At 61.8% G+C, this 13,730-nt stretch carries 7 protein-coding genes and 1 CRISPR repeat array (1 of these 8 only partly in view); all 7 genes read left to right on the top strand.

The window, feature by feature from the left end:
* The first annotated feature begins 7 nt into the window (after window positions 1-7).
* Genes casA through cas2e form a run of 7 tightly spaced genes read left to right on the top strand, consistent with a single transcriptional unit; the run spans window position 8 to window position 5,880 of the window.
* Entirely contained in the window at window positions 8-1,609 is a 1,602-nt protein-coding gene (gene casA / locus MEFOE_RS11025) for a type I-E CRISPR-associated protein Cse1/CasA (protein WP_083523446.1), read from the top strand.
* A 2-nt stretch (window positions 1,610-1,611) separates the two neighbouring features.
* Window positions 1,612-2,124: a type I-E CRISPR-associated protein Cse2/CasB gene (gene casB / locus MEFOE_RS11020; protein ID WP_160329542.1), complete on the top strand. Its 513-nt coding sequence runs from the start codon at window positions 1,612-1,614 to the stop codon at window positions 2,122-2,124.
* A 9-nt stretch (window positions 2,125-2,133) separates the two neighbouring features.
* Window positions 2,134-3,261 (top strand): type I-E CRISPR-associated protein Cas7/Cse4/CasC, encoded by a 1,128-nt coding sequence (cas7e, locus tag MEFOE_RS11015; protein WP_067052052.1) that lies wholly within the window; start codon window positions 2,134-2,136, stop codon window positions 3,259-3,261.
* Entirely contained in the window at window positions 3,254-4,006 is a 753-nt protein-coding gene (cas5e, locus tag MEFOE_RS11010; protein WP_067052050.1) for a type I-E CRISPR-associated protein Cas5/CasD, read from the top strand. The genes cas7e and cas5e overlap by 8 nt, the downstream gene beginning before the upstream one ends.
* The gene (gene cas6e, locus MEFOE_RS11005; protein ID WP_067052048.1) at window positions 4,003-4,689 is read left to right on the top strand and encodes a type I-E CRISPR-associated protein Cas6/Cse3/CasE; all 687 of its coding nucleotides are present in this window, start codon (window positions 4,003-4,005) and stop codon (window positions 4,687-4,689) included. Before cas5e ends, cas6e begins: the two co-directional genes overlap by 4 nt.
* 13 nt (window positions 4,690-4,702) lie before the next feature.
* Window positions 4,703-5,599 (top strand): type I-E CRISPR-associated endonuclease Cas1e, encoded by an 897-nt coding sequence (cas1e, locus tag MEFOE_RS11000; RefSeq protein WP_067052046.1) that lies wholly within the window; start codon window positions 4,703-4,705, stop codon window positions 5,597-5,599.
* The gene (gene cas2e, locus MEFOE_RS10995; RefSeq protein WP_201785192.1) at window positions 5,587-5,880 is read left to right on the top strand and encodes a type I-E CRISPR-associated endoribonuclease Cas2e; all 294 of its coding nucleotides are present in this window, start codon (window positions 5,587-5,589) and stop codon (window positions 5,878-5,880) included. Before cas1e ends, cas2e begins: the two co-directional genes overlap by 13 nt.
* A gap of 130 nt (window positions 5,881-6,010) precedes the next feature.
* A CRISPR array of direct repeats spans window positions 6,011-13,730; the repeat unit is 29 nt; unit sequence GTGTTCCCCACTCGCGTGGGGATGAACCG (it continues 242 nt past the right edge of the window).

The raw sequence follows: 13,730 nt of genomic DNA, 5'->3' as shown, positions 1-13,730 counted from the left end.
GTGCACTATCGCCTCTCTCAACCTGATCCAGAACCCCTGGATCCCGATCACATGCCAGGACGGCAGTGCGAAAACGATCGCACCCTGGCAGATCACCGACACCACCGTCTCCGCGGTAGCGTCTCCGCGGCCTGACTTCGACGGGGCGCTGGTGCAGTTCCTGATCGGACTCTGCCAGACTGCTCTCCCCCCGGAGGACAGAACTGAGTGGAGAAAACGCCTGACCGATCCGCCAACCGCAGACGAACTGAAGACCGCCTTCTCGCCCCTCGCCGGGGCGTTTGCCATTGGAGGAGACGGCCCGCAGTTCATGCAGGAGAAGGGGATCGAGGATAAGAAGGTCTGGCAGATTGACAGCCTGCTCATTGGTCTGCCCGAGAAAGAAAAGATCAAGGACAACACGGATTGGTTCCAGAAACGGGGGACGATCGACGGACTCTGCCCGCGCTGTGCCGCCCTCGGCCTTTTCACTCTTCAGACCAATGCTCCGAGCGGGGGGCGCGGGCACATGACCTCGGTCAGGGGTGGTGGCCCGATGACCACGCTTATCCTTGGGAAGACACTCTGGCAGACGGTCTGGGCGAATGTCGTCGACCTGGAGAGTTACCCCCACGCCGTGGACGACCCTCCGGTCGCGGACGACGCACGCCTCTTTCCCTGGATGGGCAAGGTGCGGACAAGCGAGAACGGGGAGAAGACAACGCCGGAGGATGCCCATCCCTGTCAGGTCTTCTGGGGGTTGCCGCGGCGGATCTTGCTCGACCTGGGGGGGGCGAGACCGGGAACCTGCGATCTCTGCGGCGCCGAGACTGACCACTGCATCAGGTCCTTCTGGACAAAACCCTACGGCACGAAGTACGCCGGCTGGGTCCATCCTCTCAGCCCGTATTACCGGAACGGAAAAAACAGCACCGAACTTCTGCCGGTCCACCCTCAGCCCGGCGGGATCACCTACCAGAACTGGCTTGGCCTGGTCATCAACGATAAGGAGGAGGGAAAGCAGATCGCAAGGACGACCGCGCTCTTTGTCAATGAAAGATCCGAGTACGGCCGTGTTCGTGAATTGCTCGGACGAAGACCGTCCCTCTGGGCCTTTGGCTATGACATGGACAACAAAAAACCCCGGTGCTGGTACGAAGGTACCCTCCCCCTCTTCCAGGTCGACGACGCCGTGAAAGAGGAGTTCGAGGAGACGGCCGCAGGGATGATCAAGGCCGCCTCGGAGATGGGGAAGAACGTCCAGTGGTGCGTGAAGGTCGCCCTCTACGACAATCCTGCCGATGCGAAGGGCGATCTCTCGGTCGTCACCGCCCGTTTTCTCCAGGCGACGGAGAAGGACTTCTACACCATGCTCGGCGACGTCGCCGCGGCCCTCGCCGATGGTGGGGACACGCTCGCGATCAGGCGGGCATGGCTGGATGTTCTTCAGGAGAAGGCGAAGGCCCTCTTCAGTGAGTACTCCCAGTTCGATGCCATCGACGAGATCAATGCAAAGCGGACGGTGAAGGCGTGGGGACTGCTGAACAGCTCTGCTTCGAAGTCGAACAAAGCGGTCTGGAAAGCACTCCGCCTCCCGGACCAGAAAAAATCCGGAAAAGGTGAGAAATGACGATGACACAGACCCCTGTGCATGGAGGGGACCATAAGGATGATCCGATGGCTGCGATCCGCGGTTGGTGGGACGATATCACGGACCCCCGCCACCGCGGGGACCGGGCAGAACTGCGGCGGTGCCGCACGCCCGCCGAGGTGGCCTTTGTCCCGGCGTATTACCGGCTGAAAGCGGCGTTGCCGACATGGGACCGGGAAAAACTCGCCGTGATCGCGGGCGTCCTCGCGGATGTCGAGACACCTGCAGCGGGTGTCCGACTTGCAGAGCAGTTCGCCCGCCCGAAAGACGGCGGCACCACACCGCGGGTGAGCGAGGCACGGTTCCGCCGCCTTCTCCGCGTGGAAGACTACGACTATGCCGAACTCTTCCCGATGATGAAACGGCTGGTCCGCATGCTCGACCGCACGGCAAACATCCCCGACCTGGTGTGGGGACTGTACCGCTGGAACCCCCAGACGAAAAGAGACTGGGCAGAAGCGTATTACATGAACATCCCGACGAAAAAAGAATGAGGTGAAAAAATGGCAGAATTTATCCAGTTGCATATGCTTGTATCGTATCCGCCGTCGAACCTGAACCGTGACGACATGGGCAGGCCGAAGACCGCGATGATGGGCGGGGTCAACCGTCTGCGGGTGTCGTCACAGAGCCTGAAGAGGGCGTGGAGAACATCCGAAATATTCAAGGAGGCGCTCGGCGGCCACCTCGGTGTCCGCACCAAGGAGATGGGCTGGAACATCTACCTCGCCCTCCGGGGCGGGAAGGCGCTTGCCGATGTCGTCGATGGAAAGGATGCGGCGGCGGTGCGGTCCCCTGTGGAGGAGAAGAAGGCGGTGGCGTGGGGCCAGGCGATCGCCGCCGTCTTTGGCAAGTTGAAGAAGATCGAATCCGTCACGACCGAGAAGGACAAGAAAGACTCGCTCTGTGTCGAGCAGATGGTCCATTTCAGCCCGGACGAGATTGTGGCGATCGACGGTCTGCTCGCGCACCTTGCTGAGAGCGGCGGAGACCCGTCAGAGAACGACCTCGCACTCTTGCGTGAGGAGAACTCGGCGGCTGACATCGCCATGTTCGGCCGGATGCTTGCCTCGTCGCCGTCCTTCAACTGCGAGGCGGCGGTCCAGGTGGCCCACGCGGTCACGGTCCACCGGGTGGCGGTCGAGGACGATTACTTCACCGCCGTCGACGACCTCAACCGCGGCGTCGAGGATGTCGGTGCCGGGCATGTGGGCCAGGCGGAGTTTGCGGCCGGTCTCTATTATGCCTATCTCTGTATCAACCGCGACCTCCTGGTGGAAAACCTGGGTGGGGACGAGGATCTGGTCGACAGAGCCATCCGCTCCCTCACCGAGGCGGCGGCGAAGGTCGGGCCGAAAGGGAAACAGAACAGTTTCGCTTCGCGGGCCTACGCCTCCTACCTCCTTGCCGAACGGGGGAGCCAGCAGCCCAGGTCGCTCTCGGTGGCCTTCCTCAAGCCGGTCGGGGGCGACGATTACCTGAAGGCAGCGGTGGCCGCCCTCGAAGTGACGCGGGAAAATATGGAGAAGACCTACGGGGCATGCGCCCGGGAGTGCAGGACGATGAACGCCGGTGCCGGCACGGGTACGCTCGACGAGATCCTCGAATTTGTGTCGGGTGACCATGCCTGAGTATCTCCTGTTCCGACTCTGCGGCCCGATGGCGGCCTGGGGCGGGGTGGCGGTCGGAGAGTACCGACCTGCGGAAAGCCACCCCTCCCGCTCGGCTGTCTTCGGGCTGGTGGCGGCGGCTCTCGGCATCCGCCGTGAGGAGACAGCACCACTGAAGCGTTTGCAGGAGAGCTACCGGATGGCCGCACTGGTGAATGCTCCCGGAAACCTGGTTCGGGACTATCACACCACCCAGGTGCCTTCCGAGACGACAAAGAAGCAGGCCTGGCCGTTTGCCACCCGACGTGAGGAGGTGAGTCTTCCCCGGGATGATCTGAACACGATCCTCTCGACGCGGGAGTACTTCTGCGACGCCCTGTACACGGTCTGCCTCTGGCCGGCGCATGACGCCACGCCCTATCCCCTCTCCGCACTTGCGGAGGCGCTCAGGGGTCCGACATTTGTACCCTATCTGGGGCGGAAGTCCTGTCCGGTCTTCCTCCCCCTGCAACCGCAGGTGGTCCGGGCGGATAATCTGCGTGCAGCGATGGAAGCGGCGGCCTTCCCGGACCAGGAGATGCTCAAACCTCTTTCCCGGGAAGAGAGAGGGATGCTCTTCTGGGAAGGCGAGGACGAGACCGGCTTTGAGGCGGAGGGCAGGCAGACTGTCAGGAGGCGTGATGTGGCGCTGAACAGGCGGCAGTGGCAGTTTGCCGAAAGAAAGGAGTATGGCGCACTGGTGCGCGTGCCGGAGGCGGTGCGATGAAGTACTATTTCTACCGCATCCGCCTGAGGGAGGACGTCGAGCGGACACCGGCCTTCTGGCGGAGTGTGCGGAGCCCCTATGATGTCCACGGGATGGTGTGGCGGGTCTTCTCGGACGGTGCACGGAAGGACCGCGACTTCATCTACCGGCTTGAGATGCAGGAGTCGTCCCCGGTGATCTATGCGGTCTCCACGGCGGACCCGGTGGACCGCGACGGGATCTGGGCGGTCGAGCGGAAGGAGTACGCGCCTGTACTCAGGACGGGGCAGCGCCTCGGGTTCAGTCTGCGGGCGAACCCGATCCGGGCGAAGCGGGACGACGACGGGAGACAGCACCGCCATGACGTGGTGATGGACGCGAAGGTGTTGCTGGAGCAGTCCGGGTGCCCGCCTGACGTCATGCTCTCTCAGGCGGCGCTTGTCCAGAAAGAAGGCTTATCCTGGCTGACGTCACGGGCCGAGACGGCGGGTTTTGCCGTGGATGAAGAGATGGTCCGTGCGGACGGCTATCAGAAGCACCGCTTCAAGAAACCGAGGGGTAAAACCTGGATGTCGATCAGCACCATCGACTTCGCCGGTGTGTTGACGGTGACGGATCCCGACCGTTTCGAGCAGACCCTGTATGGGGGGATGGGGCCTGCGAAGAGTTTCGGGTGCGGTCTGTTGCTCATCAGGCCGGTGTGAGGGGGCGAACCCCGTGCTCCCTCATGTGAAATCCATCCCCATCAAGGAACGGATCTCCCTGATCTTTCTGGAGAGGGGGGAACTGGATGTGATCGACGGTGCCTTTGTGCTGGTGGACGTGAACGGCGTCCGCACCCAGATCCCGGTGGGCGGGGTGGCCTGCCTGATGCTCGAGCCCGGGACGCGGGTGTCCCATGCGGCGGTGACGCTGGCGGCTCGGGTGGGGTGCCTGCTTGTCTGGGTGGGGGAGGCAGGCGTCCGCCTCTATTCGTCGGGGCGGCCGGGCGGCGCACGCTCGGACCGTCTGCTCTACCAGGCCAGCCTGGCCCTTGACGGGGCGGCCCGCCAGCGGGTGGTGGAGCGGATGTACGAGGTCCGCTTCGGGGATGATGTGCCAGGTGGTTATTCAGTGAACCAGCTCCGGGGTATGGAGGGGGCACGGGTGAAACGGCAGTACGAGAACCTGGCCCGGCGATATGGAGTGCGGTGGAATGGAAGACGATATGATGCCTCGTCCTGGGGGAGCGGGGATATCCCGAACCGCTGCCTGAGTTCGGCGACGGCATGTCTGTACGGGATCTGCGAGGCGGCGGTGCTGGCGGCAGGGTATTCGCCGGCGATCGGGTTTATCCATACGGGAAAGCCGCTTTCGTTTGTGTACGATATTGCCGACCTCTTCAAGTTTGAAACGACTGTCCCTGAAGCGTTCAGGATTGCCGCCAAACACCCGGCAGATCCCGAGCGGGAGGTGAGGCTGGCGTGCAGGGACGCGTTCCGGAAAAATCGTGTCCTTGACAGGATTATACCGCTTATCGAGGATGTGCTGGATGCGGGAGGACTGGATGTGCCGGAGCCGCCTGAGGGGAGTCTGCCTCCGGCGATTCCCGAGGAGGACATATGGGGTCCCTGATGGTCGTTGCAACCGAGAATATCCCTCCCAGACTCCGTGGGAGGCTGGCCCTCTGGCTGATCGAGGTGCGCTCAGGGATCTATGTGGGCAATTATTCGGTGAAGGTGCGGGAGATGATCTGGGAGCAGGTGACGGCAGGCATCGAGGAAGGGAATGCGGTGATGGTCTGGAGCGATCCGGGGGATGCGGGCTATGACTTCAGGACGATCGGGCAGAACCGCCGTATTCCCAGGGATATGGACGGCGTAAGATTGATTTCCTTCCTGCCCGATACCTCATGATGATGGATGCCGATCTCTTTTCTGCTCCCTCTCCCGCTATCTGGCCGGGGGCGCTCGCAGCACGAGGGTGCGGGGCCGCACCCGGCAAAGCATAGAAAGAACTTTCCTTCTCGGGATGATAAATGAAAGAGTGTTCCCCACTCGCGTGGGGATGAACCGGCGGGACCGTGCCATCACCCAGCTCGAGAAAGGTGTTCCCCACTCGCGTGGGGATGAACCGCCTGGAAATGCTCAATACACATAACCTGGTCCGTGTTCCCCACTCGCGTGGGGATGAACCGACCTGGGGAGGTCTTGCGATCCGCCCGGGCGAGTGTTCCCCACTCGCGTGGGGATGAACCGATCATCATCGTCCCTTAACAGGTTGTAGAGCGGTGTTCCCCACTCGCGTGGGGATGAACCGCGCTGCCCAGGCTGAGCCGTTCCAGCCCTCAAGTGTTCCCCACTCGCGTGGGGATGAACCGATCGGCGACGGAGTTACCGCGTGGAACGCACTGTGTTCCCCACTCGCGTGGGGATGAACCGGGAGTGGCGTACCAGAAGGCCGTCGCTCAGGAGTGTTCCCCACTCGCGTGGGGATGAACCTCCAGAGTCTGGATCGGGACACATTCCAACCCCGTGTTCCCCACTCGCGTGGGGATGAACCGACGCGTTACCCCGCGCCGGGGTAGTCGCAGCCGTGTTCCCCACTCGCGTGGGGATGAACCGATCCGTCAGTCCCGCAACGAGACCCGCCAGAAGTGTTCCCCACTCGCGTGGGGATGAACCGGCGTGCGTCGCACCCTGCGCGCCCGTCCGAACGTGTTCCCCACTCGCGTGGGGATGAACCGAGATCCACCGGGCAAAGGGCCGTGGCGTCCGAGTGTTCCCCACTCGCGTGGGGATGAACCGGTTAGTGCTGTCCAGGTTGCAGCGCTGTATAAGTGTTCCCCACTCGCGTGGGGATGAACCGTGAGTCTGAGTCTGGGGCCGGAACATGTTGCCGTGTTCCCCACTCGCGTGGGGATGAACCACGGTCCGAGAAACTCCTTTTGCATCCATTCTAGTGTTCCCCACTCGCGTGGGGATGAACCGCATCCGAAACACACCAGAGAGAACCAGCATCGGTGTTCCCCACTCGCGTGGGGATGAACCGATCACGAGGGCTTCGACGCCGAGGGGGTTGTGGTGTTCCCCACTCGCGTGGGGATGAACCGCACGATAGCGGTTTACCCCCCTCGCAGCAGACGTGTTCCCCACTCGCGTGGGGATGAACCGTGACGAGGCAGAGCCTGCTTCTTCCGGAGGGCGTGTTCCCCACTCGCGTGGGGATGAACCGACTATCCGCAGCGTGCACAGGCAATCGAGAGGGTGTTCCCCACTCGCGTGGGGATGAACCGAAAAGACCCATGGTAAGACGACAAGACGGGAGGTGTTCCCCACTCGCGTGGGGATGAACCGGCGAAAGACGGCCTGTTCATCTTGAAGGAGGCGTGTTCCCCACTCGCGTGGGGATGAACCTGCATACGCGGTCTCGCCATCGACCCTGCAGAGGTGTTCCCCACTCGCGTGGGGATGAACCGTAGAGAAAACAGGCTACCGGAACGAATACAACGTGTTCCCCACTCGCGTGGGGATGAACCGAATTCAACCGACGGAGTGAAGGTGTGTTCAAAGTGTTCCCCACTCGCGTGGGGATGAACCGGCGTTCATGATTGCATCGGCCGACTCTTCCGAGTGTTCCCCACTCGCGTGGGGATGAACCGAGATGCATCCACCCGGTGCCTGAAAACCCTGTGTGTTCCCCACTCGCGTGGGGATGAACCGGTTGAATCGAAACTTCAGAACCGATATCTGAAGTGTTCCCCACTCGCGTGGGGATGAACCGTCAGAGTAGTGTCCCTGCAGGGCGATCGAGGTGTGTTCCCCACTCGCGTGGGGATGAACCGACGCTATTGTTTCCTCATTTAACCTCTCTGAGGTGTTCCCCACTCGCGTGGGGATGAACCGGCGGTTAAAACGTTTAGGCAGTTTCAGGAAAAGTGTTCCCCACTCGCGTGGGGATGAACCGACTGCCAAGTCAAAAATCAGACTGCACGGCAAGTGTTCCCCACTCGCGTGGGGATGAACCGTTAGCATGTCCCAATTCTTTTCACGGTGGTATGTGTTCCCCACTCGCGTGGGGATGAACCGTATTCGACTGTTACAACGAACTTGTGGGGGCAGTGTTCCCCACTCGCGTGGGGATGAACCGTACCCCGCCAACGTCCTTGATGTTCACCGATTGTGTTCCCCACTCGCGTGGGGATGAACCACGACCGCACCATCTGAGGCCCAGAACTCGGTCGTGTTCCCCACTCGCGTGGGGATGAACCGGACATTGATGGGGGAACACTGTGACGCAGATAGTGTTCCCCACTCGCGTGGGGATGAACCGGAGATACGATATCTGGAGAACGCCGTTTAGCAGTGTTCCCCACTCGCGTGGGGATGAACCGGCCGAGTCCGGCATTGGGGCAATGGGCATCGGGTGTTCCCCACTCGCGTGGGGATGAACCGACAGTTCTGGTTTTTTAGATAGCCTCCGGCTCGTGTTCCCCACTCGCGTGGGGATGAACCGGCCTGGGCACGACAAGGCGATATTTACGGCCCGTGTTCCCCACTCGCGTGGGGATGAACCGATCGGCGACGGAGTTACCGCGTGGAACGCACTGTGTTCCCCACTCGCGTGGGGATGAACCGAGACTTTCTGAGGTCATTGATGACCTGTATGAGTGTTCCCCACTCGCGTGGGGATGAACCGATTCCCTCCTCTTTTTCTGGGGATGGATCTGAGTGTTCCCCACTCGCGTGGGGATGAACCGGTCCCGGGAGGATGCACTCACAGTCATGAGGTGTGTTCCCCACTCGCGTGGGGATGAACCGAGGATATCCGGATTCGTGCGGCTCAACGACCCGTGTTCCCCACTCGCGTGGGGATGAACCGTGGTGGCGCACGCCATGGGGCACTGGAAGGTGGTGTTCCCCACTCGCGTGGGGATGAACCTGTGTCAAAAAACCATCGTGTCCGTTGGTAGGGGTGTTCCCCACTCGCGTGGGGATGAACCGAGTACAAATCCGCTTTAACCTCTGAGATAGAAAGTGTTCCCCACTCGCGTGGGGATGAACCGTCCGAGGCACGCATCGTGCCCCTCAGGGGTCGGTGTTCCCCACTCGCGTGGGGATGAACCGGGCGCGTCCACGCCAGAGACGATATACGATAAGTGTTCCCCACTCGCGTGGGGATGAACCGCGTTGCGATATTTCCGGCGTCGAGATTTGCAAGTGTTCCCCACTCGCGTGGGGATGAACCTCGACCAGGAGCCGAGAGGCCCGGAAACCCTGCGTGTTCCCCACTCGCGTGGGGATGAACCGACATGGACGATCTGATCGACGAGATCCAGGGAGTGTTCCCCACTCGCGTGGGGATGAACCGAACGACGAGATTGTGTTCAGGGCGTTGGGTGGGTGTTCCCCACTCGCGTGGGGATGAACCGTAATCGCCTCGTTTTCCATCGACGATCCCACAGTGTTCCCCACTCGCGTGGGGATGAACCGTCCTGAGCCTGAGGGTAGAACGCTGCGGTCTTGTGTTCCCCACTCGCGTGGGGATGAACCGGTGCAGATAGGCGACCAGACGCTAACGGTAGGGTGTTCCCCACTCGCGTGGGGATGAACCGTTGGTGGGTGTGGGCGAGTCGGGCGGCTGAACGTGTTCCCCACTCGCGTGGGGATGAACCGAGTCTCCTTATCCGTCACGCGTTGTGGAGCCGGTGTTCCCCACTCGCGTGGGGATGAACCGTTTTCGGCTGCAAAACTCGGTAAAACAGATTTGTGTTCCCCACTCGCGTGGGGATGAACCGAACCGGAAACAGCCCTTTATACGTCAGAGCAAGTGTTCCCCACTCGCGTGGGGATGAACCGATTTACCGTTGGATTTAGCGTAAATTACAGGAGTGTTCCCCACTCGCGTGGGGATGAACCGGACTTCACGGCGCCCGTCGTCTCTACCCTGAGGTGTTCCCCACTCGCGTGGGGATGAACCGGGCAATCTCTGCCTCTTGCAGCATCTCTTCTAGTGTTCCCCACTCGCGTGGGGATGAACCGGCGTGCGCCACCACATCGATTTTCTCGGTGTCGTGTTCCCCACTCGCGTGGGGATGAACCGGCGGAGACATACGTAAGACTGCCGCCGGTGTCGTGTTCCCCACTCGCGTGGGGATGAACCGAGAACGCAAGAACGGAAGGACTTACTCCACTGGTGTTCCCCACTCGCGTGGGGATGAACCGCAATCATCCCGTTTCTGTTTTTCGAGGTCAATGTGTTCCCCACTCGCGTGGGGATGAACCGGCGTTTGGAATTGAGGAAAAAGAAGAAGAAGAGTGTTCCCCACTCGCGTGGGGATGAACCGGGTAGACGGGGCCGAGGGAGGGGCGCGGGCAAGTGTTCCCCACTCGCGTGGGGATGAACCGCCGGGGGTGCCTGAATGCAAGTGTTGTCGGGTGTGTTCCCCACTCGCGTGGGGATGAACCGGTCCTCCAGGGCGACCGGGCCGGGAGCGCACCGTGTTCCCCACTCGCGTGGGGATGAACCGATGACCTCCGCTGCCGGGTCTGTTATTTCCGGGTGTTCCCCACTCGCGTGGGGATGAACCGGATACACGCACCGTCATTTCCATTCCTTTCATGTGTTCCCCACTCGCGTGGGGATGAACCGATTCGGCCGACGACATGGTCGACAGGTCGATGGTGTTCCCCACTCGCGTGGGGATGAACCGGACACGTTCTTCTTCTTCTTTTTCCTCAATTCGTGTTCCCCACTCGCGTGGGGATGAACCGAGAGAGGTGAGCGACGATGTCGAGTAACTCATGTGTTCCCCACTCGCGTGGGGATGAACCGATTACGCCGGAAATAAATACGATTGGGATAATGTGTTCCCCACTCGCGTGGGGATGAACCGGAACAGAGGCATTTTCAACAGCGCTTGCAGATGTGTTCCCCACTCGCGTGGGGATGAACCGAATTGAGACGGCCATTTACAGCAATGAAAAACGTGTTCCCCACTCGCGTGGGGATGAACCGATTTAATTCTCTTTTTTACCCGCACCAAGAGAGTGTTCCCCACTCGCGTGGGGATGAACCGCACCGGGGTCTTGAAGGCGCTTGCATACCTGCGTGTTCCCCACTCGCGTGGGGATGAACCGCCCCTCCCCCTGCGCACGCGTGTGCGGATCCTGTGTTCCCCACTCGCGTGGGGATGAACCGCTCTCGTAGTTCCCGAGGTTCACCGACCCGCCGTGTTCCCCACTCGCGTGGGGATGAACCGGTCCTCGATATCTGCCCGGCTGTTTTCGAGGAGTGTTCCCCACTCGCGTGGGGATGAACCGGCCCGGCTCTGGTCATCGATGTCTTCGGGCATGTGTTCCCCACTCGCGTGGGGATGAACCGTGATCATCCCCTCTTCTGATCCTGCAGCCGTGGTGTTCCCCACTCGCGTGGGGATGAACCGGTCGAGCACCGGTTCGAGCAGATCGATATCGAGTGTTCCCCACTCGCGTGGGGATGAACCGGATCAGTACTCGACCCTGCACACGGCGGTCTGGTGTTCCCCACTCGCGTGGGGATGAACCGGTCCGGCTCTTCCCGGGCCGGGCCCCCGGAGCGTGTTCCCCACTCGCGTGGGGATGAACCGGTACCGAAAACAGAGGGAGAGGGCGACAAGCCGTGTTCCCCACTCGCGTGGGGATGAACCGCCTCGCCTGTGCCTTCTCGGCGTCGGTGGCCGGTGTTCCCCACTCGCGTGGGGATGAACCGTATGCCAACGGCTACCGGATCGAGGGACCTGAGTGTTCCCCACTCGCGTGGGGATGAACCGTCGCCCGGGACACCAAGACCGCCGAAGCCACCGTGTTCCCCACTCGCGTGGGGATGAACCGAGAGGGGATCAGGTGTGCGCCACTGCCACTGAGTGTTCCCCACTCGCGTGGGGATGAACCGTTTTTTCCAGACCTCCCCGGGCTCCTTCACGAAGTGTTCCCCACTCGCGTGGGGATGAACCGGCCCGCTGGAATGTCGAGTGGTCCCTGAAGGGGTGTTCCCCACTCGCGTGGGGATGAACCGATAGTTAGAGGGTTAGTTCGTCGACGACCTGCGTGTTCCCCACTCGCGTGGGGATGAACCGAGAAGGGGGAGGTGCACCACGTCGGCGCATTCGTGTTCCCCACTCGCGTGGGGATGAACCGAGACCGGCCGGACCCTGCGGGAGTGGCTGGAGGTGTTCCCCACTCGCGTGGGGATGAACCTCGTGGCGATCAGGTGGCACCGGCACTGGAGCAGTGTTCCCCACTCGCGTGGGGATGAACCGGGACGAGGGGGTAGAGGCAGAGGACGACACTAGTGTTCCCCACTCGCGTGGGGATGAACCCAGCGACCCCCTCTATCGGTTCATCATGGAGAAGTGTTCCCCACTCGCGTGGGGATGAACCGAGGACCTGCACCCGGACCTGATCGCCGCCGAAGTGTTCCCCACTCGCGTGGGGATGAACCGGAAGCGGCGATCATCGCCCACACCCGCACACAGTGTTCCCCACTCGCGTGGGGATGAACCGGTCCCGGACGTACGCGTCGCTCCAGCGGCAGAGTGTTCCCCACTCGCGTGGGGATGAACCGGTCGTCAACGCCCGCGAACTCCTCCTCAGTGAGTGTTCCCCACTCGCGTGGGGATGAACCGAGAAGAACTGGCTCGCTAAGGCTCCCACCTTAGTGTTCCCCACTCGCGTGGGGATGAACCGATCGTATGCCGGGTCCGCGATCTGGTCGAGGTGTGTTCCCCACTCGCGTGGGGATGAACCGTTCCCCTTGACGGTGAACTCGCCCCCGTCCAGGTGTTCCCCACTCGCGTGGGGATGAACCGCCCCGGAGCGCGGTCAGGTTGCGGACCTTGAGGTGTTCCCCACTCGCGTGGGGATGAACCGTATACCCCCCCATTCCCTTTGTGCTGGGTGTGGTGTTCCCCACTCGCGTGGGGATGAACCGAGGGGTGTGGTGGAAATATCTGGAGGTCGATGGTGTTCCCCACTCGCGTGGGGATGAACCGACGATAGTGATTTTTCCAGACCACCGCATTAAGTGTTCCCCACTCGCGTGGGGATGAACCGTTGTAGCACCTAGATGCGCCACCCAGCTATTCGTGTTCCCCACTCGCGTGGGGATGAACCGTTGTCCATGATTCTCAGGAAAGAAATTCCTGGGTGTTCCCCACTCGCGTGGGGATGAACCCAGAACGACATTCTTCTCAATGACGAAGCGGTCGTGTTCCCCACTCGCGTGGGGATGAACCCAGAACGACATTCTTCTCAATGACGAAGCGGTCGTGTTCCCCACTCGCGTGGGGATGAACCGGGTATCCTCCCTATGGGGCTGACGGTCGGCACGTGTTCCCCACTCGCGTGGGGATGAACCGATGACGCCTCGGGGGAGTCCCCGGGGATCGGGGGTGTTCCCCACTCGCGTGGGGATGAACCGAGCAGTTCATCGTCCTTCTTCACGCAGAACGTGTGTTCCCCACTCGCGTGGGGATGAACCGGCCAGGATCACCAGGAGGGGGAGGACCGGGAGGTGTTCCCCACTCGCGTGGGGATGAACCGTTGCATTTCTCTCCGTGCATCGCCTTCGCGCTGTGTTCCCCACTCGCGTGGGGATGAACCGCAGCCGCTTCGCCAGCGCCCGCAAATGCCGAGGTGTTCCCCACTCGCGTGGGGATGAACCGCTGAGCGCACGGATCAGGAGTTGCCGCGCTGCGTGTTCCCCACTCGCGTGGGGATGAACCGAT

The sequence above is a fragment of the Methanofollis ethanolicus genome (genome assembly GCF_001571385.1).
Classification (GTDB): Archaea; Halobacteriota; Methanomicrobia; order Methanomicrobiales; family Methanofollaceae; genus Methanofollis; species Methanofollis ethanolicus.
This window is presented reverse-complemented; position numbering and strand designations above follow the sequence as displayed.

Coding starts and splice junctions, on each gene's coding strand:
- cas2e (WP_201785192.1), top strand. CDS start 5,587: ATGGGGTCCCTGATGGTCGTTGCAACCGAGAATATCCCTCCCAGACTC.
- cas6e (WP_067052048.1), top strand. CDS start 4,003: ATGAAGTACTATTTCTACCGCATCCGCCTGAGGGAGGACGTCGAGCGG.
- cas5e (WP_067052050.1), top strand. CDS start 3,254: ATGCCTGAGTATCTCCTGTTCCGACTCTGCGGCCCGATGGCGGCCTGG.
- casB (WP_160329542.1), top strand. CDS start 1,612: ATGACACAGACCCCTGTGCATGGAGGGGACCATAAGGATGATCCGATG.
- cas7e (WP_067052052.1), top strand. CDS start 2,134: ATGGCAGAATTTATCCAGTTGCATATGCTTGTATCGTATCCGCCGTCG.